The organism is Acidovorax sp. SRB_24 (assembly GCF_012931925.1).
This window is the reverse complement of sequence record NZ_MWOM01000014.1, coordinates 66,636-91,012: the sequence shown is the minus strand read 5'-3', so window position 1 is coordinate 91,012 and position 24,377 is coordinate 66,636. Positions and strand designations below refer to the sequence as shown.

The following is a 24,377-nucleotide window of genomic DNA, read 5'->3' as shown; positions in this document are numbered from 1 at the left end:
AACCTGCAGGCCGGCCTGAACTGGTCGCCCGACTTCTTTGGCCAGCACGCTGCCGAACTGGCCGCCGCCGTGGGCCAGGCGCGCGCCGCGCAGGCCGACGCGGCCGCGGCCGCCAACGCCCTGGCCGCGCAGGTCAGCCGCAGCTATGTGGCGCTGGCGCGGCTGCTGGCGCAGCGCGCCGTGGCCGAGCGCAACCTGGCCCAGCGCAGCGCCATGCTGCAGCTCACGAACGAGCGCACGCAGGCGGGGCTCGACAGCCAGGTCGAACTGACGCAGGCCCAGGCCGCCCTGCCCGATGTGCGCACGCAGATCGAGGCGCTCGATGAACAGATCACGCTGGCGCGCCGCCAGCTGGCCGTGCTGTGCGGCCAGGCGCCCGATGCGCAGGCGCAGCTGGCGCCGCAGCTGCAGCATCTGGCGCTCAGCGACGTGCCCGAGCTGCTGGGCGCCGACCTGCTGGGCCGCCGCCCCGACGTGGTGGCCGCGCGCTGGCGCGTGGAGGCCGCCGCGCAGGACGTGGCCGTGGCGCGCACCCAGTTCTACCCCGACATCAACCTGAGCGCGTTCATCGGCCTCAACGCGCTTGGGTTGAACCACCTGTTCAACGCCGGCTCGCGCCAGATCGGCGTGGCGCCCGCGCTGCGCCTGCCGCTGTTCGACGGCACGCGGCTGCGCGCACAACTGGGCGGCCGGCAGGCTGAGCTCGACGCCGCGATCGCGCAGTACAACGGCGCGCTGCTCGATGCCGTCCAAGAGGCCGGCGACGCGATCGCCTCGGTGCAGTCGCTCGCGCGCCAGCAGGCGCTGCAGGGCGAGGCCAGCGCCAAGTCCGAGACCGCGTACGACTTCGCGGTGCAGCGCTACCGCGCCGGGCTGGGCAACTACCTGCTGGTGCTGAACACCGAAAGCCAGCTGCTCGCCCAGCGCCGCCTCGCGGTGGACCTGCGCGCGCGCCAGCTCGACACCCGCGTCGTGCTGATGAAGGCCCTGGGCGGCGGCTGGAGCGACGACACCGGCAGCCTGGAAACGGCAGCGCGCTGACCCCTGACAAAAACGCCTCTCGAAAGACCCTTGCCATGAGCGAAACCACCGCCGCAGCCCCTGCTGCCGCCCCCGCCACCAACCCCGCGCGCCGCCGCGGCCTGACCGTGATCGCCGTGGCACTGGCCGTGGCCGGCCTGGCCTGGGGCGGCTGGCAGTGGGTGCATGCGCGCCACTATGAGAGCACCGACAACGCCTACGCGGCCGGCAACGTGGTGCAGATCACGCCGCAGGTCGGCGGCACGGTGGTGGCCATCGGCGCCGACGACACCGACTTCGTGCGCGCCGGCCAGGTGCTGGTCAAGCTCGACGCGGCCGATGCCCGCGTGGCGCTGGAGCAGGCCGAGGCGCAGCTGGCACAGACCGTGCGCGAAGTGCGCACCCTGTTTGCCAACAACGCCCCGCTCAAGGCCCAGGTCAGCCTGCGCGAAGCCGACCTGGCGCGCGCCCAGTCCGACGCCGCGCGCGCCCAGGACGACGTGAACCGCCGCAGCCCCCTGCTGGCCACGGGCGCCGTGGGCAAGGAAGAGTTCCAGCACGCCACCGCGCAACTGGCCGCGGCCAAGAGCGCCGTCGCCGCCGCCCAGTCGGCGGTGCAGGCGGCCAAGGAACAACTGGTGGCCGGCCAGACGCAGACCGAGGGCACCAGTCCCGAAGAGCACCCCAACGTGAAGCGCGCCGCCGCCCGCGTGCGCGAGGCCTACCTGGCGCTGGAGCGCGCGCAGCTCAAGGCGCCGCTCGACGGCACCATCGCCAAGCGCGGCGTGCAACTGGGCCAGCGGGTGGCCGCTGGCGCGCCGCTGATGACGCTGGTGGCGTTGAACGACCTGTGGGTGGACGCCAATTTCAAGGAAAGCCAGCTCAAGAACCTGCGCATCGGCCAGAGCGCCGAACTGCAGGCCGACGTGTACGGCAGCAAGGTCACCTACCACGGCACCGTGGCGGGCCTGGGCGCAGGCACGGGCGCGGCGTTTGCGTTGCTGCCGGCGCAGAACGCCACCGGCAACTGGATCAAGGTGGTGCAGCGCGTGCCGGTGCGCATCGCGCTCGACCCGAAGGAAGTGGCCGCGCACCCGCTGCGCGTGGGCCTGTCGATGGACGTGTCGGTGGACATCCGCAACCAGGACGGCAAGACGCTGTCCGACACGCCGAGCACCACGCCGCCGCAGGCCACCGAGGTGTTCGACGCGCAGTTGCTCGCTGCCGACGCCGAGGTGCAGGCCATCATCGCTGCCAACCTGGGCCGCAAAGTGGCCGCGTCGGCGCGCCCGGCCGCAGCGCAATAAACGGCAGAACCGACCCGCATGACTGCCGCTTCATCCTCCGCCGGGCTGCCGGCGCCTGCGGGCGGACCCCCGACGCCCCCGGCCGTCGCACCCGCCGAGCCAACGCCGCTGCACGGCACCACGCTGCTGCTGGGCACGCTGGCGCTGTCGCTGGCCACGTTCATGAACGTGCTGGACTCGTCGATCGCCAACGTGTCCATCCCCGCGATTGCCGGCGACCTGGGCGTAAGCCCGGGCCAGGGCACCTGGGTGATCACCAGCTTTGGCGTAGCCAACGCCATTTCGGTGCCGCTCACGGGCTGGCTCACGCAGCGCTTTGGCGCCGTGCACCTGTTCACCATGAGCGTGCTGCTGTTCGTGCTCACGTCCTGGCTGTGCGGCTTTGCCTCGTCGCTTGAAATGCTGGTGTTCTTCCGCGTGCTGCAGGGCCTGGTGGCCGGGCCGATGATTCCGCTGTCGCAGACGCTGCTGCTGTCAAGCTACCCGCGCGCGCTGGCGGGCACGGCGCTGGCGCTGTGGGGCGTGACGACGCTGGTGGCGCCGGTGGTCGGGCCGCTGCTGGGCGGCTGGATCACCGACAACATCTCATGGCCCTGGATCTTCTACATCAACGTGCCCGTGGGCCTCCTGGCCGCCGCGCTGACCTGGGGCATCTACCGCACGCGCGAGACGCCCACACGCAAACTGCCCATCGACACCGTCGGCCTGACGCTGCTGGTGCTGTGGGTCGGCGCGCTGCAGCTCATGCTCGACAAAGGCAAGGAACTGGACTGGTTTGCCTCCCACGAAATCGTCGCGATGGCCGTGGTGGCCGCCGTCGCGTTTGCGCTGTTCCTGGTGTGGGAGCTGACCGACAAGCACCCGGTGGTCGACCTTAAGCTGTTCAAGGAACGCAATTTCGCCTTTGGCGCGCTCTCGCTGTCGGTCGCCTATGCCCTGTTCTTTGGCAACGTGGTGCTGCTGCCGCTGTGGCTGCAGCAGTGGATGGGCTACACCGCCACCTCGGCCGGCATGGCGCTGGCGCCGGTGGGGCTGTTCGCCATCCTGCTCACGCCCATCGTCGGGCGCAAGGTCGGCCAGTGGGACCCGCGCCGCATGGCGACAGGCGCGTTCATCGTGTTTGCGCTGGTGCTGTGGATGCGCGCGCAGTTCACGGTGCAGACCGACTTCGTGACCATCCTGATTCCCACGCTGATCCAGGGCGCGGCCATGGCGTTCTTCTTCATTCCGCTTACCACCATCACGCTTTCGGGCCTGGCGCCCGAGCGCATTCCGGCAGCCGCCGGCCTGAGCAACTTCACCCGCATCACGGCCGGCGCCATGGGTGTCTCGATCACCACCACGCTGTGGGAGAGCCGCGCCGCGCTGCACCATGCGCACCTGACCGAAACGCTGGTGCAGGGCCAGGGCGTGTTCGCGCAAACGCTGAACGGCCTGACCGCCTCGGGCCTGTCCATGGAGCAGGCGCTGGCGCAGGTGAACCGCCTGATCGACCAGCAGGCCTACACCCGCGCGGTGGACGACATCTTCCTGGGCTCGGCCTTCCTGTTCCTCACACTGATCGGCACCATCTGGCTCACCCAGCGCCCGCCGCGCGTGCCGGCCGGTGCGCCCGGGGACGCGGGCGGAGCCCATTGAAGCGCCTCTGCGTTCGCGCCATCGGCAATGCAAGCAAAAACAGCCTCCAGCGCTGATGGGTCAAGCGCTTACGGCTATTGAATCAATAGCTGCGAGCGCTTTGTCTGACAGCGCTTGCTGAAAAACCCTTACGCCTTGACACGCCTGCGGCCTGCCAAACCGCACCTTGGTGCACCGAACAATGCGGTCATCACCAACAACAAGGATCTGCCATGTCGATCTCCCTGATTCTTCTCATCGTGCTGATCCTGATCCTCATTGGCGTCCTGCCTACGTGGGGCCACAGCAGCTCTTGGGGGTACGGCCCCAGCGGCGGTATTGGCTTGATCATTCTGATCTTGGTGGTGTTGATGCTGATGGGACGCATCTAGGCCCGTCTTTCCCCTCCACGGGCACGCGCCGCCGGGCCTGTGGCGGCAAAGCAGCGACTCAGCCATCGGATCCATATCGGAAAGAGACAAATAAGGCTGTAGCCCTTTCCCAGCAAGCGCTGGCAGCTCTCCTTTGAATAGCGCTTCGGCTTTCCGGTGTGCCCTGCGTCCACTTGCCGTATCTCTCTTCTTTTGCTTTTCACCCCTGATTGGCGCAAAATGCGCCAATCAGGAGATCAGCATGGCCGCCACCCCCTTCGCATCCGTCAAACTTCCCAGCGCCCTCGTCGAGCAGGCGCGCCAGGCCGCGCAGCCCATGCGCCGTTCGGTGGCCAGCCAGATCGAATACTGGGCCACGCTGGGCCAGATCGTCGAACACACCGGCCTGAGCGTGCAGGAAGCCCGCACCGCCATCGAGCAGTACGAAACCGCCTCAACCCCGCACACGCCGGCCACGTCCCCCGCCTCGGTGGACGCGCTGAGCGCCCGCCTGCTGGCCGCGCAGACCAGCGGTTCGCTGGCCCAGCGCGTGCGCGAAGTGGTGCGCGAAAACCAGGCCCGCACGGCCTGAGCCCATGGCAGCGCCCCGCAATGGAACGCCCTCGCCCCTCTGGTTCCATCTGCTCGCCGGCCCCAATGGCGCGGGCAAGTCCACGCTCTACCGCGCCCTGGTGCGCGAAGGCATCCTCGGGCCGCCGCTCGAATTCGTGAACGCCGACCTGTACGAGCGCGGGCACCTCCAACACATCGCCAACGCGCAAGAGCGCTCCGAAGCCGCCCGCGCCTGGGCCGAGGCACGCCGCACGGCCTTGATCGCGGCACGCACCCCCTTCGCCAGCGAAACCGTGTTCTCTCACCCTTCCAAGCTGGCGCTTATCGAGGAAGCCCAACGCCATGGCTTCACTGTCGCGCTGCACACCGTGGCGCTTGACGACCCGGCCCGCCTGCTCGACCGCGTGGCCCAGCGCGTGCGCGAAGGCGGTCATCCCGTGCCACCCGAACGCATCCTCGCGCGCTACCCGCGCACGATGACCCACCTCGCGCAGGCCGTACGCCTGGCCGACGTGGCCTACCTGTACGACGCCACGGAAGTCGCCGAGGGCGGCCCGCGCCTGGTGGCCATTCGCACCGCGGCGGCCACTACGGCGCTGGTGGAGGCCATGCCAGCCTGGGCACAGCGCATGCTGGGTGTGGCAGGGGCGGAACAGGCTGCGGATTGAGCGGGCCAATCGCCTATTTATTCAATGGCCAGCCGGATTCAACCTGCACCCATTGAAATAGCCCCCCAATAATTTGCTCATCTTCTGGCGATGCGCCGTCGGTTGAATTTCACTGAATTCAGTGGATGTCAGGCTATTTTTATCCGCCGTGCCACCAAAAGAAAACAGCGCGAGCGTGAATGGATGGCCACAACATATTCCACGGACTCACGCTCTTGAAAATTCCATGGTCCAATTGGTTTCCCAAGTGGCGCCCCCATCCTCTGAGAATGCCTGCTCCCAACGCGGATTCTGTGGATCGCGGGTCCACCAGATGAATCGCACACGGATCGGTGTGCCGTTGAGCACATCTTCCGCATAGAACGTTCCGATCTGTTCGTTGAATTGGCCGACCACCGGTATGTCCATCTTCCCTGGAAAGCGGCCATCCAACCACCAGATTGACCATTGATGGGTTTGTGGATCGAAGGAGCGGACAGCAACTGCGCGGTACTCGCCTTCAGGGAGCCGCAGCAGATTGTCCTCAACGTTGCCATAGCCCCCCAGAATCTTCTGGGTGGACATGCTCCCGTCAAACTCTGTCCAGTGGTCAGAGCCCACCAGCCGGTCTTTCAAGCGACGGTGTTTGACGCGCCAGTCTCCCACCGCAAAATCAAAGTCGCTGGGTGCATATTGGACAGTTTCGAGTGCCATGTGGTCGATTCCTTATATGCAGCGAAGACAGTTAGGCAATGGAGCGTGTCAGCTGCTTGAATGAAAGGTGCTGTGGCGTTGGGTCGACTTTTTACCCGCCCAGAAGGCAATGCCACCTTTGCACACCATACAACGCAGCTGATCCGATCCGCGAATCAGCGTGGGCTTGAAATGTCAGCGATTTCCCCCCCTGCCCGACAGGCTCTGCCAGAGCAGCATTACGCTGCGTCGCTTTTCCGAAGCACGGGCAGGCTCCACGAATAGCGCAACGCGAGAAGGCGGATGGCAAGACACACGAAGGCGCCTAACCACGGCGTGGCCGCGAGACTCCACTCCATGAGCTGCCCCAGCACCTGGATGGACGCCCCGATCAACGCCGCCACCGCGTAGATCTCTTTCTCCAGGATGATGGGCACGCGGTTGAGCAGCACGTCTCTGGCCACGCCGCCGCCGACGGCGGTCACCATGCCGAGCAGGATGGCGACCTCGACGTTCTGCCCCCCCAGCAGCGCCTTGTGCGCGCCAACGACGGCGAAGAAGCCCAGCCCCAGCGCATCGAAGAAAGCAATGGGACGGCTGAGGTGCTCGATGATGGGGCGCGCCCACATCGCCATCCCGGCGGCCAATGCCGCCGTGGCGAGGTACCGCCAGTCGGAAATCGCCACCGGCGGCAGCGCGCCCAGGCACAGGTCGCGAACGAAGCCGCCACCGCATGCCGTCAGGTAGCTGATGGCCAATACGCCAAACAGGTCGAGCCGACGCTGCTCGGCGGCGATCGCACCGCTGACGGCGAAGGCGAAAGTGCCGCACAGGTCCACGAAGGTGGAGAGGCTGTGTTCCATCATGCCTGCGGCGAACGGCCGAGCCAGACGGATGCGGCGGTCATCAGCATGGCCTGCAGCCCGGTCTCCAGCGTTGGATGGATCACCGGCGCGCACTTGGGCGAATGGTTGCTAGGTGTCTTGTTGAGCAGCTTGGCGGCCTTGGCTTGTGCATAGGCGTCGGGGTCGGTCCCGCCGACGAACCAGAAGACGCAAGGCGCCTGCCAGGTGCGCCCGAAGGCGCTGAAGTCTTCGCTGGCCGAGGCTGGCGCTGTTTCGCAAGCTTTGTCTCCAAACTGGCTTGTGAAGGCACCCGCCACCTGGCGCGAGACGATGGTCTGCAGTGTCTCGATACAGCCTGCGGCGATCTTGGCGGTCCGGACTTCCTGCATCGACAGCTCGGGGCGCTGGTGCAGGTCCTTGTAGATGCTTTCGCGCTCCGCGAGCAGCGTGTCGCTGCGGCCCGCCAAGGCTTGGGCGAGGGCGTTCATGGCAAACCTCCGGACTGGATTGGAGAGGCCCAGTATGCTCCGATTGCCCCAAAAAAGGGCCCGCAGGCATGCCTCAGACCGGCCCCACGGGCCGCTGGGCAACCCGCCTCATCCCGCTCCCTTCGGTACCAGCCTCGCCCCTTCCCTCTGCACCGTCTCCTTCAAAAACCCCCACACCGCCTGCATGCGCGCGAGGTGCTTGGCTTCGGCCGGCATGCTCATCCAGAAGGTGCGCGTGAAGCGCGCCTCGTGCGGCAGCACGCGCGCCAGAATGGGGTCGCGGTCGGCCAGGAAAGCCGGCAGCACGGCCAGGCCGGCGCCGGCGCGCACGGCTTCGTATTGCGCGGTGATGCTGGTGCTGCGGAAGGCGAAGCGCTCGGGCGGATACAGCTGGTCGAGAAACTGCAGCTCCTTGGTGAACAGCAGGTCGTCCACATAGCTAATGAAGGCATGGTGGCGCAGGTCTTCGCGCTGGGCCACCAGGGGGCGGCGGGCCAGGTATTCGCGCTGGCCGTACAGGTGCAGCGTGTAGTCGGCCAACTTGGTGACGATGACCGCGCCGCGCGTGGGGCGTTCGAGCGAGATCACGATGTCGGCCTCGCGCCGGGAGAGGTGCAACATTCGTGGCAGCGCCAGCAGGTCGATGGACAGTTGCGGGTGCTTTTGCGTCAGGCGCGCCAGGTGCGGCGCCAGCACCAGCGTGCCAAAACCTTCGGTCGCGCCCACGCGCACCAGGCCCGAGGGTCCGCCGCCCGGCGCGGGCGCGGCGCGCTCCACGCCGAGCACGGCGGCTTCCATGGCCTCCACACCGGGCAGCAGGTGGCGGCCGGCTTCGGCCAGCCGGTGGCCGCCGGCCTCGCGCGCGAACAGGGCCACGCCCATCTGCTTTTCCAGGGCCTGGATGCGGCGCGACACCGTGGTGTGCTCCACGCCCAGGCGGCGCGCGGCGCCCGCGAGGGTGCCGGTGCGGGCCAGCTCCAGAAAGTAGCGCAGGTTGTCCCAGTCCATGCCGTTTCCTTGTGCGTTCGCCATGCGCGCATACGTTGTGCAAATTTGCAGAATCAAAGTGCGCGTTTGTCTATTGTCATGGCAATTTCGCACAGATACGATGCGTGCTGCAGGGACGGACCGCCGGCCCGCCCTCGTTGCCACGCGTTTCTTTTCTTCCAGGAGACCCCCATGGACGCTTCCACCACCCAGGCCGTCAAGGCCCCCACCGTCAAGTTGCTGATCGGCGGCCAGTTCGTCGAGTCCCAAACCACCCAGTGGCGCGACGTGGTGAACCCCGCCACGCAAGAGGTGCTGGCGCGCGTGCCGTTTGCCACGCCCGAAGAGGTCAACGCCGCCGTGGCCGCGGGCAAGGAGGCGTTCATGACCTGGAAGAAGACCCCCATCGGCACGCGTGCGCGCATCTTCCTGAAGCTCCAGCAGCTGATCCGCGAGAACATGGCCGAGCTGGCCGCCACGCTGACCGCCGAGCAAGGCAAGACCCTGCCCGACGCCGAAGGCGACGTGTTCCGCGGCCTCGAAGTGGTCGAGCACGCGGCCAGCATCGGCAACCTGCAGCTGGGCGAGCTGGCCAACAATGTGGCCAACGGCGTGGACACCTATACGCGGCTGCAGCCGCTGGGCGTGTGCGCGGGCATCACGCCATTCAACTTCCCGGCCATGATTCCGCTGTGGATGTTCCCGATGGCGATTGCCACGGGCAACACCTTCGTCCTCAAGCCCTCCGAGCAAGACCCGATGGTGACCATGCGTCTGTGCGAGCTGGCGCTCGAAGCCGGCATTCCGCCCGGCGTCCTGAACGTGGTGCACGGCGGCGAGGACGTGGTCAACGCGATCTGCGACCACCCCGACATCCAGGCGATCAGCTTCGTCGGCTCGACCAAGGTGGGCACGCATGTCTACAACCGCGCCAGCCTGGCCGGCAAGCGCGTGCAATGCATGATGGGCGCCAAGAACCACGCCATCGTCATGCCCGACGCCAACAAGGAGCAGACGCTCAACGCGATTGCCGGCGCGGCCTTTGGCGCGGCCGGCCAGCGCTGCATGGCGCTGTCGGTGGTGGTGCTGGTGGGCGAGGCGCAGCAGTGGATTCCGGACCTGGTGGCCAAGGCGCAATCGCTCAAGATCAATGCCGGCACGCACAAGGGCACCGACGTGGGACCGCTGGTCTCGTGCGCTGCGCTCTCGCGCGTCGAAGGCCTGATCGAGCGCGGCGTGGCCGACGGCGCCACGCTGGAGCTCGACGGCCGCAAGCCGCAGGTGCCCGGCTACGAAAAAGGCAACTTTGTCGGTCCGACGGTGTTCTCGGGCGTGAAGTCCGGCATGTCGATTTATGACCAGGAGATTTTTGGCCCGGTGCTGTGTCTCTCGTCGGCATCCGACCTGGACGAGGCCATCGCCCTCATCAATAGCAACCCCAACGGCAACGGCACGGCCATCTTCACGCAGTCGGGCGCTGCGGCGCGCAGGTTCGAGGAAGAGATCGACGTGGGACAGGTCGGCATCAACGTGCCGATCCCGGTGCCAGTGCCCATGTTCTCGTTCACGGGCTCGCGCGCGTCCAAGCTCGGCGACCTGGGCCCGTACGGCAAGCAGGTCGTGCTGTTCTATACGCAGACCAAGACGGTGACGTCGCGCTGGTTCGACGACAGCACCACGGCACACGGCGTGAACACGACCATCAGCCTCAAGTGAGGGCGGTGGCCGCGGCCTGGGTCCACCGCATGGCCCGCGCGCTGCTGTGCAGCGGCGCGGTGCTGGCCGGCGCGGCGGCGTGGGCGCAGGCCGGCGACCGCTGCGACCCGCAGGGCAGCACCGCGCAGGTCAATGCCTGCGCGGTGCGCGACTTCCAGGCGGCCGACAGTGCGCTGAACATCCGCTACCTGGCGGTGATGCAGTCGCTGCCCGCGGGCCGGCGCACGGCCTTGCGCCAGCAGCACAATGGCTGGATCAAGGGCCGCGCCGCGCGCTGCAAATCCGCCCACCGGGCGCAAGAAGGCCAGAGCGACTGGCCCCGCCTGTACCACCAGTGCCTGACCCAGGCCACCGAGGAGCGCCGCCCGGCGCTGGAGCACTGGCTCCAGCCCTGAGGGCGGCGTGCATGGAAGAGGACCCCATGAATTTCGAACTCTCTGAAGAACAACGCGCCTTTGCCCAGACGGCCCGCGATTTCGCCCAGGCGGAATTCGCGCCGCACGCCGCGCTGTGGGACGCCGAAGGCATCTTTCCGAAAGAAGCCATCGCCAAGGCCGGCGCGCTGGGCTTCTGCGGCCTGTACGCCCCCGAGAACGCCGGCGGCCTGGCCCTGCCCCGGCTCGACGCCACGCTGGTGTTCGAGGAAATGGCGGCCGTCGACCCGAGCACCACGGCCTTCATCACCATCCACAACATGGCGACCTGGATGCTCGGCACCTGGGCCACGCCGGCCGTGCGCGCGCACTGGGGCCCGCTGCTGACGACGGGCGAAAAGCTCGCGTCGTACTGTTTGACCGAACCCGGCGCGGGCTCCGACGCGGCCTCGCTCAAGACGCGCGCCGAGCTGGTCGGCCACGAGTACATCCTCAACGGCGCCAAGGCCTTCATCAGCGGCGCGGGCGCGACCGACGTGCTGGTGCTGATGGCGCGCACGGGCGACGCGTCATCGGGCGCGGGCGGCATATCCGCGTTTGCCGTGCCGGCCGACCTGCCCGGCATCCACTACGGCAAGAAGGAACACAAAATGGGCTGGAACAGCCAGCCCACGCGCACCATCAGCTTCGACAATGTGCGCATTCCGGCCGACCACCTGCTGGGCCGCGAGGGCGAGGGCTTCAAGATCGCCATGAAGGGGCTGGACGGCGGGCGCATCAACATCGCCACCTGTTCGGTCGGCGCGGCGCAAGGCGCGCTCACGCAGGCGCAGCAGTACATGCACGAACGCAAGCAGTTCGGCAAGCCGATCGCGAGCTTCCAGGCGCTGCACTTCAAGCTGGCCGACATGGCGACCGAACTCGTCGCCGCGCGCCAGATGGTGCGCCTGGCCGCCAGCAAGCTCGACGCCGGCGCGCCCGATGCGTCCACCTACTGCGCCATGGCCAAGCGCTTTGCCACCGACGCCGGCTTCACGGTCTGCAACGAGGCGCTGCAGCTGCACGGCGGCTACGGCTACATCCGCGAATACCCGCTCGAGCGCCTGCTGCGCGACGCGCGCGTGCACCAGATCCTTGAAGGCACGAACGAAATCATGCGCGTCATCATTGCCCGGCGCATGCTCGACGGCGATGCGCCTGAGGCCATACGCTAGTCTTTCGGTAGCTGCTAACGCTTTACCAATAAGCGCTAGAGGCCTATTTCATTCATACCGATGCCCGCCCGCCCCCTTGCCGACGCCACGCTGCACCTGATCGACGCGGTGCGCTCTGCACTGGCGCGGCGCGACGATGTAGACGAGCGCACCCTGTTCGGCAGCTACTGCTTCTTCGTCGACGGCAAGCTCTGCATCGGTGTCAAGGGCGACGAACTGTTGGTGCGCCTGCCGCCCGAGCGCCATGCCGAGTTCCAGGAAATGCAGAACACGCGCGAACTCTCGCCCAGCGGCGGCATGCAGGGCTACTTCTGGATCGAGCCCAACGGCTACGCCACGCGGGCGCAGTGGGCCTTCTGGCTGGCGGAAGCCCTGGACTACAACCCGCGCGCCAAGGCCACGCCACCGCGCAAGAAGGCGCCCACTGCGAGTACCCAAAAAGGAACCGGCGCCCCGCCGGCCCGCAGAAAACACAGCATCTTCGATGCCGATGACTGAGCCCCACTGATTGACCGGAGGAAACCGCCATGCCCGTTCGCATCGTCCGCCTAGGCACCCCGCGCGCCGCCGGGGAAGGCACCCGCATCGGCACCGTGCGCCGCCCGCCGCGCGGCGTACCCAAGGCCGAATTCGCCAGCCGCGACTACTACGACGTGTGGTATCCCTTGCTTTCGCCGAGCCCTGAGCTCGTCAAGGAAGCCCTGCACGCGCAGGCCACGCAGTCCGACAAGGAGTGGCAAGCCTTCGTCAAGCAGTTCCGCAGGGAACTGGCCCAGCCCGAGACCAACCGCACGCTCGACCTGCTGGCTGCGCTGTCACACCACAGCGCCCTGTCGCTGGGATGCTATTGCGAAGACGAGGCGCGCTGCCACCGCTCGGTGCTGCGCGCCGAGCTGCACAGCCGCGGCGCGGACATCGCCGACTGAAAATTCAAGCATTTTCGGCCTCCAGCCCTTATCCCATCGGCGCCAGCAGCTATCAAATAAATACCAATCCAACGCAGCAACCACCAAGGAGACAACACCATGAAAATTGCATTCATCGGCCTGGGCCACATGGGCGGCCCCATGGCCCTGAACCTGCACAAGGCCGGCCACGAGGTGCGCGCCTTCGACCTGTCCCAGGCCGCCTGCGAGCAGCTCGCGGCCAGCGGCGTGCCGGTGGCCGCCGGTGCCGCCGCCGCCGTGCAAGGCGCCGAGGTGGTCATCAGCATGCTGCCCGCCAGCCAGCACGTCGATGGCCTGTACTTCGGCAGCCACGGCCAGCCGGGCCTGCTGGCGCAGATTGCCAAGGGCACGCTGGTGATCGACTCGTCGACCATCGCCGCCGCCACCTCGCAAAAAGTGGCCAAGGCGGCCGAGGCGCAGGGCGTGCAGTTCATCGACGCGCCGGTGTCGGGCGGCACGGGTGGCGCCATCGCCGGCACGCTGACCTTCATGGTCGGCGGCGATGCGGCAGCGCTCGAACGCGCGCGCCCGCTGCTCGAAAAGATGGGCGCCAACATCTTCCACGCCGGCGCCGTGGGCGCGGGCCAGACGGCCAAGATCTGCAACAACATGCTGCTGGGCATCCTGATGGCCGGCACCAGCGAGGCGATTGCGCTGGGCGTCGCCAACGGGCTCGATCCCAAGGTGCTGTCGGAGATCATGCGCCGCAGTTCGGGCGGCAACTGGGCGCTGGAGAAGTACAACCCCTACCCCGGCGTGCAGGACAACGTGCCGTCGAGCAAAGGCTACGCCGGCGGCTTTGGCACCGACCTGATGCTCAAGGACCTGGGCTTGGCGCAAGAAAACGCCACCGCCGTCAAGGCCGCCACCCCGCTCGGCGGACTGGCGCGGTCACTGTATGCCATGCATTCGCTGGCAGGCCATGGCACGCTCGACTTCTCCAGCATCCTGCAAAGTGTGCAAAAGCGCGCCTGACCCGCTCGGGCCATGGCCCAGCAGCAGCGGCGAAAGCGCCCGCGGTGCTCCGCGCTCTCGCGGCTTTGTCCTACAAAAAGCGCCCCTGCCTGCTGGCGTGGCCAGGGCACAGCCGGCTGGAAGAATGAAAGGCCCTGCCCCTGCCACCCGCACACCTTGCGGTGCCGTGGAAGGTACGGGAACCGTTGCCCTGCCCCTCCACTCTTCTGGTTGTTCACCATGCCATATATCCACCCCTCCTCTGCCCGCCGTGTGCACGGCAGGTCCCTCATGGGCATGGCGGTTGCCACCGCCCTCGTTCTGGCCGCGGGCTGCACAGGCGTGCAGCACGGCAGCGCCGCTGCCGACACCGCGCCCGCTGCCCGCGCCGCCGGCGCTCCCCCAACGGGCATGCCGATGGGGCATGCGCGCCTGGTGACGGCCGATGGCGCGCCGGCGGGCAGCGCCACCTTGCAATCGGTGCAAGGGGGCGTGGAGATCGTGCTGCAAGTGCAGGGCATGGCACCCGGTACGCACGGTTTCCATATCCATGCCAAGGGGGAATGCACGCCCGCCCCGGACGCCGCGACCGGCAAGATGGTGGCCTTTGGCGGCGCAGGCGGGCACTTCGATCCCTACAACACGCAAACCCACGGCCACCCCGGGCAGTCGCCGCACGAAGTGCATGCCGGCGACACCCCGAACCTGGTGGTGGATGCCAGTGGCCAGGGCACGCTGCGCTACACCAACACGGGCGTGACCCTGACACCCGGCCAGAGCTCGATTGCCGGGCGTTCGCTGGTCGTGCACGAGAGCCAGGACGATTACAAGACCAACCCGGCCGGCAATTCAGGCCCCCGCATCGCCTGCGGCGTGATTTTGCTCACGCCCGGTGACAGCGCCGAAGGCACCACGCCGCCCGTCGCGCGCATGGGCAGCTAGGCGGTTTGGTGCTCGCGCAGCGCCAGCGCCGCCACGCAGGCGCCGGGCAATAAAAGTGACCCAGCCCCCGACCACGGCCGAGCCTGCTTTCAGCCGCGCCCACACGGCCGCTCCGGCGGCGTGCAGTCTCAGGCTGCCACGCGCGGGATTCTGGACGGCCTGGGCATGGCTGCTCGCCGCCACCGCCTCCAGCGGGGCCGCGGCGCAAGGCCAGAGCGCCGGCGCGGACACCGGCGCTCGTGCCGGCCCTGCCGCGCCCCAAGCGCCGGAGCCCGTGCTGGCGCCAGTGGAGGTGCGCGGTCAGGCCGCGGCGCAGCAGCGGTTTGACGCGGCCGCCAGCTTCAGCAGTGTGGACGTGGACCCGTTCACCGCCGCGTCGCCGCTGGTCAACCTGTCCGAGCTGCTCGCCGGCCAGCCCGGCGTGGTGGCCTTGGACCGGCAGAACTATGCGCAGGACCTGCAGATCGCGGTGCGCGGCTTTGGCGCGCGCTCCACCTTTGGCGTGCGCGGCGTGCGCATCCTGGTCGATGGCATCCCGGCCACCATGCCCGATGGGCAGGGCCAGGCGGCCACCGCGCAGCTGCAGTCGGCCGCGCGCGTGGACGTGCTGCGCGGGCCGCTGGCGCAGCTCTATGGCAACGCGGCCGGCGGCGTGCTGCAGGTGACCACGCGCGAGCCGCGCAGCGGCGGCGGCGCAGCGGCATCAATGGCGGCGGGCTCTTTTGGGCAGCGGCTGGCGGATGCCTCGCTGGACTTTGGCGACCGCAGTCTCGGCGGGCTGGTCGATGTTTCGCATTTTTCCACCGAGGGCTGGCGCGCGCACAGTGCGGCGCAGCGCACCCACCTGAACGGCAAACTCGTCGCCCGTCCCGACGGCGACACCACCGTCACGGCGCTGCTGAACCTGTTCGACCAGCCGCACGCGCAAGATCCGCTCGGACTGGCACGCGCGCAGTTCGACGCCAACCCGCGCCAGGCGCCTACCGAGGCGCGGCAGTTCGACACACGCAAATCGGTCGCGCAGAACCAGCTCGGTCTGGTGATGGAGCGCCGTGTCAGCCCGGCCGACAGCCTGCGCCTGCGCGTCTACGGCGGCACGCGCCGCCTCGAGCAGTACCTGTCGTTCAGCGGCGACGCCGAGAGCAGCGCGGGCGGCGTGGTCGCGCTGGACCGCCGCTACCACGGCGCCGGCATCGCCTGGAACCACAGCACCCGCCTGGCGTCCGGCCTGCCACTGACCTGGACGCTCGGCCTCGACGCGGACCGCCTCGCCGAAGACCGCCGCGGCTTCGTCAACCAGGATGGCCAGGCCGGTGCACTGCGCCGCGACGAACGCGACCGCGCCGGCAACACCGACCTCTATGCCCAGGTGGACGCGCTGCTCTCGCCCACCTGGCGCGCGGTGGCGGGCCTGCGCACCAGCGCGGTGCGGCTGGCGGTGGCCGACCGCTACCGCACCGCCACCAACCCCGACGACAGCGGCGCGCGCCGCTGGCGCCAGACCAGCCCGACGCTGGGCGTGGTCTGGAGCGCTTCCGAGCCACTGAACCTGTATGCCAATGTGGGCCGAGGGTTTGAAACGCCGACGCTGGCCGAGATGGCCTACAGCCTCGGCAATGCCGGGCCCAACTACACGCTACAGGCGTCGCGCAGCCGGCAGGCCGAGATCGGCGCCAAGTGGCAGGGCCCGGTGCACCGGATCGACGCCGCGTGGTTCGATGCGCGCAGCCGCGACGAGATCGTGCCCGCCGCCACGGTGAACGGCCGCACGGTCTACCAGAACGCCGACCGCGTGCGCCGCCGCGGCCTCGAGTTGGCGTGGAGCGCCCAGGCCCGCCCCTGGCGGCCCCAGCTGTCGTACACCTACCTCGACGCCTTTTTTGCCAGCCCCTATGCCGTGGCCGGCGGCGCCCCGGTGCCGGCCGGCAATCGCCTGCCCGGCACGGCGCGGCACGTCGCGCGGCTGGCGCTGGACCACACGTCCACCGCCGCGTGGCAGTGGGGCGGCGAGCTGACCTTGTCCGGCAAGGTGTTTGCCAACGACCTCAACACGGAGGCCGCCGCAGGTTTTGCGGTGCTGAGCCTGCGCGCGGGCTATGCGTTCTCTGCCGGTGCGTCCACGCGCTGGCAGGCCTGGGCGCGGCTGGACAACCTGCTGGACCGCCGCTACGCGGGTTCGCTCATCGTGAACGACGGCAACCAGCGCTTCTTCGAACCCGCGGCCGGCCGGCGCCTGATGGTGGGACTGCGCGCGCAGCTTTTCTGATCCGGTGGCTGCGCTCCGCACGCGCGCCCCGGACCGCGCCGACCCCGCGGTGGCGGCAACAAAAAAAAGCCCCTGTCCACAGAGGGAAGGAGCTTAATTTTGGGGCGCCATGCGACGCCCAAAAACGCCATCACATGTGGTCGATCATGACCTGTCCGAAGCCCGAGCAGCTGACCTGCGTGGCGCCGTCCATCAGGCGCGCAAAGTCGTAGGTGACCTTCTTGCTGGCGATCGACTTCTTCATCGCGCTAATGATCAGATCGGCAGCTGCAGTCCAGCCCATGTGGCGCAGCATCATCTCGGCCGAGAGGATTTCGGAGCCGGGATTCACATAGTCCTTGCCGGCGTACTTGGGCGCTGTGCCGTGCGTAGCCTCGAACATGGCGATGGTGTCGGACAGGTTGGCGCCCGGGGCGATGCCGATGCCCCCCACCTGCGCGGCGAGCGCGTCGGAGACGTAGTCGCCATTGAGGTTCAGCGTGGCGATCACCGAGTACTCGGCCGGGCGCAGCAGGATCTGCTGCAGGAAAGCGTCGGCAATGCTGTCCTTGACGGTGATTTCCTTGCCCGTCTTGGGGTTCTTGAACTTCATCCAGGGGCCGCCGTCGATCAGTTCGGCGCCGAACTCCTTGGCTGCCAGGCCGTAGGCCCAGTCCCGGAAGCCCCCTTCGGTGAACTTCATGATGTTGCCCTTGTGCACGATGGTCACGCTGGGCTTGTCGTTGTCGATGGCGTACTGGATGGCCTTGCGCACCAGGCGCTCGGTGCCTTCGCGCGAGACGGGCTTGATGCCGATGCCCGATGTGAGCGGAAAGCGGATCTTCTTGACGCCCATTTCCTCCTGCAGGAACTTGATGAGCTTCTTGGCCTTGTCGGACTCGGCTTCGAACTCGATGCCGGCGTAGATGTCTTCCGAGTTCTCGCGGAAGATCACCATGTGGGTCTTGTGCGGCTCCTTGACGGGCGACGGCACGCCGTCGAAGTACTGGATGGGGCGCAGGCAGACGTAGAGGTCGAGTTCCTGGCGCAGGGCCACGTTCAAAGAGCGGATGCCGCCGCCCACGGGCGTGGTCAGTGGGCCCTTGATCGACACGACGTAGTCCTTGACGGCGTGCAGGGTTTCTTCGGGCAACCAGACATCGGGGCCGTACACCTTGGTGGCCTTTTCGCCCGCGAAGACTTCCATCCAGTGGATCTTCTTCTGGCCGCCATAGGCCTTGGTCACCGCCGCATCCACCACCTTGAGCATCACGGGCGTGATGTCACCGCCCGTGCCGTCGCCTTCGATGAAAGGGATGATGGGCTGGTCCGGCACGTTCAGCGACATGTCGGCGTTGACGGTGATTTTCTGGCCTTCGGTGGGCACCTGGATGTGCTGGTAGCTGGTCATGTGCGGCAAGTCTCCGATGAGGCTGAAAAGGCTTCAGCAGGTTGAACTCTCTGGACGAATTGATTCTATCGACAAAAAAACGGCAAACCCTGTCAACGAGCGGGTATGGCCGCCGTTGTGGAAAGGCATCGGAAGCAATTCGCGACGCACTCTCTCCAACCCCACCTGTCTCCCCTTGAAGGCTTTTATGAACAAGATTCTTGCTACCCTGATCGCTGGCCTGTTTGCCGCAGGTGCCTACGCGCAAACGCCCGCTCCCGCCGCCCCTGTCACGCCGGCTCCGGCCAACGCCACGGCCGCCCCCGCTGCCACGCCCGCACCGGCCACCAAGGCAGCCAAAGCCAAGAGCAGCCACCACAAGAAAGTGGCCAAGAAAAAGGTCCACAAGACTGCCAAGGCAGCGTGAGCCTTGGCCGGCCAGGATCGCGCAGGCCCAGCGCCCGCCCTCGGTCCTGCGGCTTTTGCCTCAAAATCGCCCGCTTGCCGCGGGCTTTTTTGCGCCCGCCTGCCCCCTCCCCTTACGCCAGAGGCTTGACCGATGACTTCTTTGATCTGCCCTCCCCTCCAGCGCCCCCTGCTGGCCGCCGCCGCACTGGCGGCCGCGCTGGGCCTGGCCCATCCCGCCGCCTTGGCGCAAAACGGGCCACAGCTCAACCTGCAGCGCATCGAGCTCACGGCCGGCATGCACCGCATCGAGGCCCAGGTGGCGAAGGCGCCGCAAGAGCGCCAGATCGGCCTGATGAACCGCCCGAGCATGCCGCAGCACGAAGGCATGCTGTTCGTGTTCGAGCAGCCCGCCACGCAATGCTTCTGGATGAAGAACACGCTGCTGCCGCTCACGGCAGCCTTTGTGGCCGATGACGGCAGCATCGTGAACCTTGCCGACATGCAGCCGCAAACCGAGGATTCGCACTGCTCGCAAAAGCCCGTGCGGTATGTGCTCGAAATGAACCAGGGCTGGTTCGCCAAGAAGGGGCTCAAGGCCGGCAGCAGGCTCGGCGGCGCGCCTTTCTCTGCCCGTCCCTAGACGCGCCAACAACAAGGCCGATCCGCCCCGCAGGGTGGATCGGCCTTGTTCTCATGCCCTTCCGCCAGGCCCCGGGCGCTGCCCGAAGCCTGAGCGAAATTTTGGCGCAGGGACTCAGGCCTGCGCCGACGCCAGCGCCGCGTTGAGGGTCACGCTCGGGCGCATCACGGCGTCGAGCTTGGCCAGGTCGGGCTGGTAGTAACCGCCGATGTCCACGGCCTTGCCCTGCACCGCCTGCAGCTCGGCCACGATGGCCTGCTCGTCGGCCGCGAGCTTTCCAGCCAGCGGGGCAAACTCGGCCGCCAGCGCGGCGTCCTGCGTTTGCGCGGCCAGTTCCTGGGCCCAGTACAGGGCCAGGTAGAACTGGCTGCCGCGGTTGTCGAGCTGCCCCGTCTTGGGCGACGGGTTCTTGTTGTTGTCCAGCAGCTTGCCGGTGGCCGCGTCCAGCGTCTGCGCCAGGATCTTGGCCTGGGCATTGCCCGTCTTCAGACCGAGGTCCTCCAGCGACACGGCCAGCGCCAGGAACTCGCCCAGCGAGTCCCAGCGCAGGTGGTTTTCTTCCACCAACTGCTGCACATGCTTGGGGGCCGAGCCGCCGGCACCCGTTTCGTACATGCCGCCGCCGGCCATCAAAGGCACGATGGAGAGCATCTTGGCGCTGGTGCCCAGCTCCATGATCGGGAACAGGTCGGTCAAGTAGTCGCGCAGGATGTTGCCGGTCACCGAGATGGTGTCCAGGCCGCGGATCACGCGCTCGAGCGTGTAGCGCATGGCGCGCACCTGCGACATGATCTGGATGTCCAGGCCCTGGGTGTCGTGGTCTTTCAGGTAGGCCTCAACCTTCTTGATCAGCTCGGCTTCGTGCGGACGGTACGGGTCGAGCCAGAACACGGCGGGCATGCCCGAGTTGCGGGCGCGCGTGACGGCGAGCTTGACCCAGTCGCGGATCGCGGCGTCCTTGACCTGGCACATGCGCCAGATGTCGCCGGCCTCCACGTTCTGGCTCAGCAGCACTTCGCCCGTGGCCAGGTCCACGATGTTGGCCACGCCGTCTTCGGCGATCTCGAACGTCTTGTCGTGCGAGCCGTACTCCTCGGCCTGCTGGGCCATCAGGCCCACGTTGGGCACGGTGCCCATGGTCTTGGGGTCGAAGGCGCCGTGCCACTTGCAGAAGTTGATCATCTCCTGGTAGATGCGGGCGAAGGTCGATTCGGGCATCACGGCCTTGACGTCCTTGAGGCGGCCATCGGCGCCCCACATCTTGCCGCCGTTGCGGATCATGGCCGGCATGGAGGCGTCCACGATGATGTCGTTGGGCGAATGGAAGTTGGTGATGCCCTTGGCCGAGTCCACCATCGCCAGCTCGGGGCGGCCTTCGTGGCAGGCGTGCAGGTCCTTGAGCACTTCCTCGCGCGTGGACTGCGGCAGCGTGGCGACCTTTTCATACAGGTTGGCCATGCCGTTGTTGACGTTGACGCCCAGTTCCTCGAACAGCTTGCCGTGCTTGGCGAAGGCGTCCTTGTAGAAAATCTTCACGCAGTGGCCGAACACGATGGGGTGCGAGACCTTCATCATCGTCGCCTTGACGTGCAGCGAGAACATCACACCCGTCTTGCGCGCGTCTTCAATTTGCGTCTCGTAGAAATCGAGCAAGGCCTTCTTGCTCATGAACATGCTGTCGACGATCTCGCCCGCCTTGAGCGACACCTTGGGCTTGAGCACGACGGTCTGCCCGCTCTTCGTGGTCAGTTCCATCTTGACGTCGCGGGCCTGGTCCAGCGTGATCGACTTTTCACCGTGGTAGAAGTCGCCGCGGTGCATGTGCGAGACATGCGAGCGCGAGGCCTGGCTCCATTCGGCCATCGCATGCGGGTTCTTGCGCGCGTATTCCTTCACGGCCCGGGGGGCGCGGCGGTCCGAGTTGCCCTCGCGCAGCACGGGGTTCACGGCGCTGCCGATGCACTTGGCGTAGCGGGCGCGAATAGCCTTCTCTTCGTCGGTCTTGGGGTCTTCCGGAAAATCGGGAATCGCGTAGCCCTTGCCCTGCAGCTCCTTGATGCAGGCGATCAGCTGGCCCACCGACGCGCTGATGTTGGGCAGCTTGATGATGTTGGCATCGGGCTGCAGCGTCTTCTGGCCGAGCTCGGCCAGCGTGTTGGGCACCTTCTGGGCGTCCGTCAGGCACTCCGGGAACTCGCCCAGGACGCGCGCCGCGACCGAGATATCGGTCTCGGCCACGTCGATGCCGGCCGGGGCCGTGAAACGGCGCACGATGGGCAGAAACGAAGCCGTGGCCAGGCGGGGTGCCTCGTCGGTCAGGGTGTAGATGATGGTGGGTTGCTGGGTGCTCATCTCTTCTTTCAGGTAAGAAAAACAGGGGTCATGTGCCGGCCTGCGTTCCGACGCACGTCGCTTGGCTGGACGGTATGGGATTTTGCTGGACGCCGCATGCCGATATCGGCGACTTTGCAAGCAGATATCACCATGCGAAATTCTACACCATTGAAGCGCGAATTTCATCAAGTCTTCTATAAGACTGGCACGCCAGTCCTTTGATTTCCCATGAAAAAGGGCCCGAAGATTGCTCTTCGGGCCCTTGCGCACGCCGGCCGGTGGCACTGGCGCCGCAGCGCCAGGACACTCAGGCGAAGTTGGCTTCTGCGAACTTCCAGTTCACCAGCTTGTCCAGGAAGGTCTGGACGAACTTCGGGCGCTGGTTGCGGTAGTCGATGTAGTAGGCATGCTCCCACACGTCCACCGTGAGCAGCGCCTTGTCGGCCGTGGTCAGCGGCGTGCCAGCGGCGCCGGTGTTGACGATGTCGACGCTGCCGTCGGCCTTCTTGACCAGCCAGGTCCAGCCCGAACCGAAGTTGCCGACGGCCGACTTCACGAACGCTTCCTTGAATGCGGCGTAGGAGCCGAACTTGGCGTTGATGGCGTCTGCCAGCGCGCCCGTGGGCTCACCGCCGCCTTGGGGGGCCATGCAGCTCCAGAAGAAGGTGTGGTTCCAGATCTGCGCAGCGTTGTTGTAGATGCCGCCGCTGGATTTCTTGACGATCTCTTCGAGAGTCATCGCCTCGAATTCGGTGCCCTTTTGCAGGTTGTTGAGGTTGTCCACATAGGCCTTGTGGTGCTTGCCGTGGTGGTATTCCAGCGTTTCCTGGCTGTAGTGCGGGGCCAGGGCGTCGATGGCATAGGGCAGCGGGGGCAGGGTATGTTCCATGGTGGTTCCTTATGGTTTGAATGGAGGGCCGGGGCGCTGCGCAAGCGAGGGCGCCTGCGGCCAGCGAGCGCAGATTGTAGGAATTAAACCCCTGTTCGGCTGTAGGCGTCCGGCTACTCCTACAAAACGGGGGTGATCCCCGCGCGGCCGGGCCGCGCCCCGTGGGGTGGCGGTTCAGAGCAGCCGGCGCTGCGACACCGTAAGATCCACCCTGCCATCGGCGAGCGTCGCCTGCAGCTGCGCCCCCAGCGGGGCTTGGCGCACGCTGGTGACGGACGCGCCCTCGCTGTCGGTCAACAGGGCGTAGCCGCGCTGCAGCACCAGGCGCGGGTCGAGCAGCTGCAGGCGCAGCGCGGCGCGCTCCAGGCGCTGCTGGTGCTGGACCAGGCGCTGCTGCAATTTTACAGGCAAATCGGCCTCCAGCGCTTTCTGGTCATGCGCCAGGCGCTGCAATTTCAATAGCGCAGCATGGCGCATGCGCTGCGCCAGCCGCGCCAGCCGCTCGTGCTGGCGCCCGACCAGGCCCGAGGGCCGCCCCAGGCGCGCGCCGACCTGGTCCAGGCGCTGGTGGCGCTGGTCGATCTGGCGCTGCACCCCGTCCCGCAGCCGCCCGGCCAGCAGGTCCAGGGCGCCGAGCCAGACCTCGCGCGGCGGCGCCACGAGTTCGGCGGCGGCCGTGGGCGTGGGCGCGCGCAGGTCGGCGCAGAAGTCGGCGATGGTGAAGTCGGTCTCGTGCCCCACACCGCTAACCAGTGGCACCGGGCTTTGCACGATGGTGCGCGCGAGCGCCTCGTCGTTGAAGGCCCACAGGTCCTCGATGGCACCGCCGCCGCGCACCAGCAAGATCACGTCGATCGGCGGACTTTGCACCAAATCGGTCTCCAACCCTTGCCCAGTCTGCGCAAGCCGATACAGTTTTGATAGCGCATTGCCCATCGACGCGGCCGCACCCGCGCCCTGCACCAGGGCCGGCACCAGCACCACCGAGATGTGCGGCACGCGCCGGCGCAGCGCCGTCACCACGTCGTGCAGCGCCGCCGCTCCCGGCGAGGTCACCAGGCCGATGCCGCGCGGCAGCAGGGGCAGCGCGCGCTTGCGCGCGGCGTCGAACAGGCCCTCGCCCTCCAGCTTGGCCTTGAGGCGCAGGAACTGCTCGAACAAGGCGCCCTGCCCTGCGCGCTGCAGGCTCTCGACGACCAGTTGCAGGTCGCCCCGGGCCTCGTAGACGCCCAGGCGCCCGCGCAGCTCGACCAGCTCGCCGTCGCGCGGATGGAAGTCGAGCAGGCTGGCTGCGCGCTTGAACATGGCGCAGCGGATCTGCCCCTGCGCATCCTTGATGCTGAAATAGCAGTGCCCGCTGGAAGCGCGCGAAAAGCCGGTGATCTCGCCGCGCACGGCGACCGGGTTGAAGCGCGCCTGCAGAGCGTCCGAGACGGCGCGGCACAGCGCACCGACCTCCCAGATGCGGGGCGCAGCAGCTTGGGTGGAGGTTTCAAACATGGCGCTGGCGGCGGGCTTGCCGCATTTGCTGCGCTGCAGTACTCCACAGCACGGCGCATGCCGACTGGCTCCACAATCGGGCCGATCGATGGGCCTCAGGATCACGCGAATACATACAAGCCATTGATTTATAAGAGTTTTTTGCTGTGCAAAATTTAATCAATCTGTTGCAATGTCGAATCGGCGCCGCTTTGCGCGGCTTGCACCCGCCTTTGTCCACAAAGTTATCCACAGATTTTGTGGGTGACCGCAGCCATCGGCACCCCTGTCTCGCCC

At 67.3% G+C, this 24,377-nt stretch carries 24 protein-coding genes; 16 read left to right on the top strand and 8 right to left on the bottom strand.

The features are described from left to right. From B2J89_RS07380 to B2J89_RS07355, 6 genes are all read left to right on the top strand, one after another. Positions 1-1,041 (top strand): efflux transporter outer membrane subunit (locus tag B2J89_RS07380; RefSeq protein ID WP_169168495.1); only part of this gene is annotated, 1,041 nt, incomplete at its 5' end. Between the two features lie 35 nt (positions 1,042-1,076). Beyond that, positions 1,077-2,327, top strand: a complete 1,251-nt coding sequence (locus tag B2J89_RS07375) for an efflux RND transporter periplasmic adaptor subunit (protein WP_169168494.1) — start codon at positions 1,077-1,079, stop codon at positions 2,325-2,327. 18 nt (positions 2,328-2,345) lie between these two features. Continuing rightward, the gene (locus B2J89_RS07370; RefSeq protein WP_169168493.1) at positions 2,346-3,965 is read left to right on the top strand and encodes a DHA2 family efflux MFS transporter permease subunit; all 1,620 of its coding nucleotides are present in this window, start codon (positions 2,346-2,348) and stop codon (positions 3,963-3,965) included. 212 nt (positions 3,966-4,177) lie between these two features. After that, positions 4,178-4,336, top strand: a complete 159-nt coding sequence (locus tag B2J89_RS07365; protein ID WP_169168492.1) for a DUF3309 family protein — start codon at positions 4,178-4,180, stop codon at positions 4,334-4,336. A 241-nt stretch (positions 4,337-4,577) separates the two neighbouring features. Then, positions 4,578-4,907 (top strand): hypothetical protein, encoded by a 330-nt coding sequence (locus B2J89_RS07360; protein ID WP_169168491.1) that lies wholly within the window; start codon positions 4,578-4,580, stop codon positions 4,905-4,907. Positions 4,908-4,911: 4 nt separating this feature from the next. After that, the gene (locus B2J89_RS07355) at positions 4,912-5,556 is read left to right on the top strand and encodes an AAA family ATPase (protein WP_169168490.1); all 645 of its coding nucleotides are present in this window, start codon (positions 4,912-4,914) and stop codon (positions 5,554-5,556) included. Positions 5,557-5,763: 207 nt separating this feature from the next. Here B2J89_RS07355 and B2J89_RS07350 read toward each other — a convergent pair whose 3' ends face one another. The 4 genes from B2J89_RS07350 to B2J89_RS07335 all read right to left on the bottom strand — a co-directional run bounded on the left by B2J89_RS07350 (position 5,764) and on the right by B2J89_RS07335 (position 8,569). Further along, the gene (locus tag B2J89_RS07350) at positions 5,764-6,249 is read right to left on the bottom strand and encodes a DUF1579 domain-containing protein (RefSeq protein WP_169168489.1); all 486 of its coding nucleotides are present in this window, start codon (positions 6,247-6,249) and stop codon (positions 5,764-5,766) included. Between the two features lie 218 nt (positions 6,250-6,467). Further along, complete coding sequence (locus B2J89_RS07345; protein ID WP_173024512.1) at positions 6,468-7,094, bottom strand: trimeric intracellular cation channel family protein; 627 nt, start codon at positions 7,092-7,094, stop codon at positions 6,468-6,470. After that, positions 7,091-7,561 (bottom strand): hypothetical protein, encoded by a 471-nt coding sequence (locus B2J89_RS07340; protein WP_240964766.1) that lies wholly within the window; start codon positions 7,559-7,561, stop codon positions 7,091-7,093. The genes B2J89_RS07345 and B2J89_RS07340 overlap by 4 nt, the downstream gene beginning before the upstream one ends. Positions 7,562-7,669: 108 nt before the next feature. Further along, entirely contained in the window at positions 7,670-8,569 is a 900-nt protein-coding gene (locus tag B2J89_RS07335) for a LysR family transcriptional regulator (protein ID WP_169168488.1), read from the bottom strand. Between the two features lie 171 nt (positions 8,570-8,740). Here B2J89_RS07335 and B2J89_RS07330 point away from each other — a divergent pair, with 171 nt between their 5' ends. The 8 genes from B2J89_RS07330 (at position 8,741) to B2J89_RS07295 (ending at position 16,961) form a co-directional block, all read left to right on the top strand. Further along, positions 8,741-10,264, top strand: coding sequence for a CoA-acylating methylmalonate-semialdehyde dehydrogenase (locus B2J89_RS07330; protein WP_169168487.1), 1,524 nt, complete (start codon positions 8,741-8,743; stop codon positions 10,262-10,264). Positions 10,265-10,293: 29 nt separating this feature from the next. Beyond that, positions 10,294-10,659: a lysozyme inhibitor LprI family protein gene (locus tag B2J89_RS07325; protein ID WP_169168486.1), complete on the top strand. Its 366-nt coding sequence runs from the start codon at positions 10,294-10,296 to the stop codon at positions 10,657-10,659. Positions 10,660-10,685: 26 nt separating this feature from the next. Next, positions 10,686-11,852 carry an acyl-CoA dehydrogenase family protein gene (locus B2J89_RS07320; RefSeq protein ID WP_169168485.1) on the top strand — a complete coding sequence of 389 codons (1,167 nt, stop codon included), beginning with the start codon at positions 10,686-10,688 and terminating at the stop codon, positions 11,850-11,852. Positions 11,853-11,912: 60 nt separating this feature from the next. Next, entirely contained in the window at positions 11,913-12,350 is a 438-nt protein-coding gene (locus B2J89_RS07315; RefSeq protein WP_169168484.1) for a TfoX/Sxy family protein, read from the top strand. 29 nt (positions 12,351-12,379) lie between these two features. After that, positions 12,380-12,778: a DUF488 domain-containing protein gene (locus B2J89_RS07310; RefSeq protein ID WP_169168483.1), complete on the top strand. Its 399-nt coding sequence runs from the start codon at positions 12,380-12,382 to the stop codon at positions 12,776-12,778. Between the two features lie 99 nt (positions 12,779-12,877). Beyond that, positions 12,878-13,774: a 3-hydroxyisobutyrate dehydrogenase gene (mmsB, locus tag B2J89_RS07305; RefSeq protein WP_169168482.1), complete on the top strand. Its 897-nt coding sequence runs from the start codon at positions 12,878-12,880 to the stop codon at positions 13,772-13,774. 219 nt (positions 13,775-13,993) lie between these two features. After that, complete coding sequence (locus B2J89_RS07300) at positions 13,994-14,695, top strand: superoxide dismutase family protein (RefSeq protein ID WP_169168481.1); 702 nt, start codon at positions 13,994-13,996, stop codon at positions 14,693-14,695. Positions 14,696-14,750: 55 nt separating this feature from the next. Then, positions 14,751-16,961, top strand: coding sequence for a TonB-dependent receptor family protein (locus B2J89_RS07295; RefSeq protein ID WP_371809046.1), 2,211 nt, complete (start codon positions 14,751-14,753; stop codon positions 16,959-16,961). Positions 16,962-17,091: 130 nt separating this feature from the next. Here the strand turns inward: B2J89_RS07295 and icd are convergent, their stop codons facing one another. Continuing rightward, positions 17,092-18,351 (bottom strand): NADP-dependent isocitrate dehydrogenase, encoded by a 1,260-nt coding sequence (gene icd / locus B2J89_RS07290; RefSeq protein WP_169168480.1) that lies wholly within the window; start codon positions 18,349-18,351, stop codon positions 17,092-17,094. Between the two features lie 187 nt (positions 18,352-18,538). Here icd and B2J89_RS07285 point away from each other — a divergent pair, with 187 nt between their 5' ends. Together B2J89_RS07285 and B2J89_RS07280 are read left to right on the top strand one after the other, a co-directional pair. Then, positions 18,539-18,757 carry a hypothetical protein gene (locus B2J89_RS07285; RefSeq protein WP_169168479.1) on the top strand — a complete coding sequence of 73 codons (219 nt, stop codon included), beginning with the start codon at positions 18,539-18,541 and terminating at the stop codon, positions 18,755-18,757. A 132-nt stretch (positions 18,758-18,889) separates the two neighbouring features. After that, the gene (locus tag B2J89_RS07280; protein ID WP_169168478.1) at positions 18,890-19,378 is read left to right on the top strand and encodes a DUF192 domain-containing protein; all 489 of its coding nucleotides are present in this window, start codon (positions 18,890-18,892) and stop codon (positions 19,376-19,378) included. 114 nt (positions 19,379-19,492) lie between these two features. On the opposite strand, the gene B2J89_RS07275 is transcribed toward B2J89_RS07280, so the two are convergent. From B2J89_RS07275 to xseA, 3 genes are all read right to left on the bottom strand, one after another. Beyond that, a complete protein-coding gene (locus B2J89_RS07275) occupies positions 19,493-21,730 on the bottom strand; it encodes an NADP-dependent isocitrate dehydrogenase (protein WP_169168477.1) in 2,238 nt (745 codons plus the stop codon). A gap of 289 nt (positions 21,731-22,019) precedes the next feature. Continuing rightward, positions 22,020-22,601 (bottom strand): superoxide dismutase, encoded by a 582-nt coding sequence (locus B2J89_RS07270; RefSeq protein WP_169168476.1) that lies wholly within the window; start codon positions 22,599-22,601, stop codon positions 22,020-22,022. Positions 22,602-22,775: 174 nt separating this feature from the next. Further along, positions 22,776-24,101 (bottom strand): exodeoxyribonuclease VII large subunit, encoded by a 1,326-nt coding sequence (gene xseA / locus B2J89_RS07265; protein WP_169168475.1) that lies wholly within the window; start codon positions 24,099-24,101, stop codon positions 22,776-22,778. Positions 24,102-24,377: the final 276 nt, after the last annotated feature.

Excerpts from the sequence above, each read along its gene's own strand:
- B2J89_RS07375 (WP_169168494.1), top strand. The coding sequence starts at position 1,077 with ATGAGCGAAACCACCGCCGCAGCCCCTGCTGCCGCCCCCGCCACCAAC.
- B2J89_RS07370 (WP_169168493.1), top strand. The coding sequence starts at position 2,346 with ATGACTGCCGCTTCATCCTCCGCCGGGCTGCCGGCGCCTGCGGGCGGA.
- B2J89_RS07365 (WP_169168492.1), top strand. The coding sequence starts at position 4,178 with ATGTCGATCTCCCTGATTCTTCTCATCGTGCTGATCCTGATCCTCATT.
- B2J89_RS07360 (WP_169168491.1), top strand. The coding sequence starts at position 4,578 with ATGGCCGCCACCCCCTTCGCATCCGTCAAACTTCCCAGCGCCCTCGTC.
- B2J89_RS07355 (WP_169168490.1), top strand. The coding sequence starts at position 4,912 with ATGGCAGCGCCCCGCAATGGAACGCCCTCGCCCCTCTGGTTCCATCTG.
- B2J89_RS07350 (WP_169168489.1), bottom strand. The coding sequence starts at position 6,249 with ATGGCACTCGAAACTGTCCAATATGCACCCAGCGACTTTGATTTTGCG.
- B2J89_RS07345 (WP_173024512.1), bottom strand. The coding sequence starts at position 7,094 with ATGATGGAACACAGCCTCTCCACCTTCGTGGACCTGTGCGGCACTTTC.
- B2J89_RS07340 (WP_240964766.1), bottom strand. The coding sequence starts at position 7,561 with ATGAACGCCCTCGCCCAAGCCTTGGCGGGCCGCAGCGACACGCTGCTC.
- B2J89_RS07335 (WP_169168488.1), bottom strand. The coding sequence starts at position 8,569 with ATGGACTGGGACAACCTGCGCTACTTTCTGGAGCTGGCCCGCACCGGC.
- B2J89_RS07330 (WP_169168487.1), top strand. The coding sequence starts at position 8,741 with ATGGACGCTTCCACCACCCAGGCCGTCAAGGCCCCCACCGTCAAGTTG.
- B2J89_RS07325 (WP_169168486.1), top strand. The coding sequence starts at position 10,294 with ATGGCCCGCGCGCTGCTGTGCAGCGGCGCGGTGCTGGCCGGCGCGGCG.
- B2J89_RS07320 (WP_169168485.1), top strand. The coding sequence starts at position 10,686 with ATGAATTTCGAACTCTCTGAAGAACAACGCGCCTTTGCCCAGACGGCC.
- B2J89_RS07315 (WP_169168484.1), top strand. The coding sequence starts at position 11,913 with ATGCCCGCCCGCCCCCTTGCCGACGCCACGCTGCACCTGATCGACGCG.
- B2J89_RS07310 (WP_169168483.1), top strand. The coding sequence starts at position 12,380 with ATGCCCGTTCGCATCGTCCGCCTAGGCACCCCGCGCGCCGCCGGGGAA.
- mmsB (WP_169168482.1), top strand. The coding sequence starts at position 12,878 with ATGAAAATTGCATTCATCGGCCTGGGCCACATGGGCGGCCCCATGGCC.
- B2J89_RS07300 (WP_169168481.1), top strand. The coding sequence starts at position 13,994 with ATGCCATATATCCACCCCTCCTCTGCCCGCCGTGTGCACGGCAGGTCC.
- icd (WP_169168480.1), bottom strand. The coding sequence starts at position 18,351 with ATGACCAGCTACCAGCACATCCAGGTGCCCACCGAAGGCCAGAAAATC.
- B2J89_RS07285 (WP_169168479.1), top strand. The coding sequence starts at position 18,539 with ATGAACAAGATTCTTGCTACCCTGATCGCTGGCCTGTTTGCCGCAGGT.
- B2J89_RS07280 (WP_169168478.1), top strand. The coding sequence starts at position 18,890 with ATGACTTCTTTGATCTGCCCTCCCCTCCAGCGCCCCCTGCTGGCCGCC.
- B2J89_RS07275 (WP_169168477.1), bottom strand. The coding sequence starts at position 21,730 with ATGAGCACCCAGCAACCCACCATCATCTACACCCTGACCGACGAGGCA.
- B2J89_RS07270 (WP_169168476.1), bottom strand. The coding sequence starts at position 22,601 with ATGGAACATACCCTGCCCCCGCTGCCCTATGCCATCGACGCCCTGGCC.
- xseA (WP_169168475.1), bottom strand. The coding sequence starts at position 24,101 with ATGTTTGAAACCTCCACCCAAGCTGCTGCGCCCCGCATCTGGGAGGTC.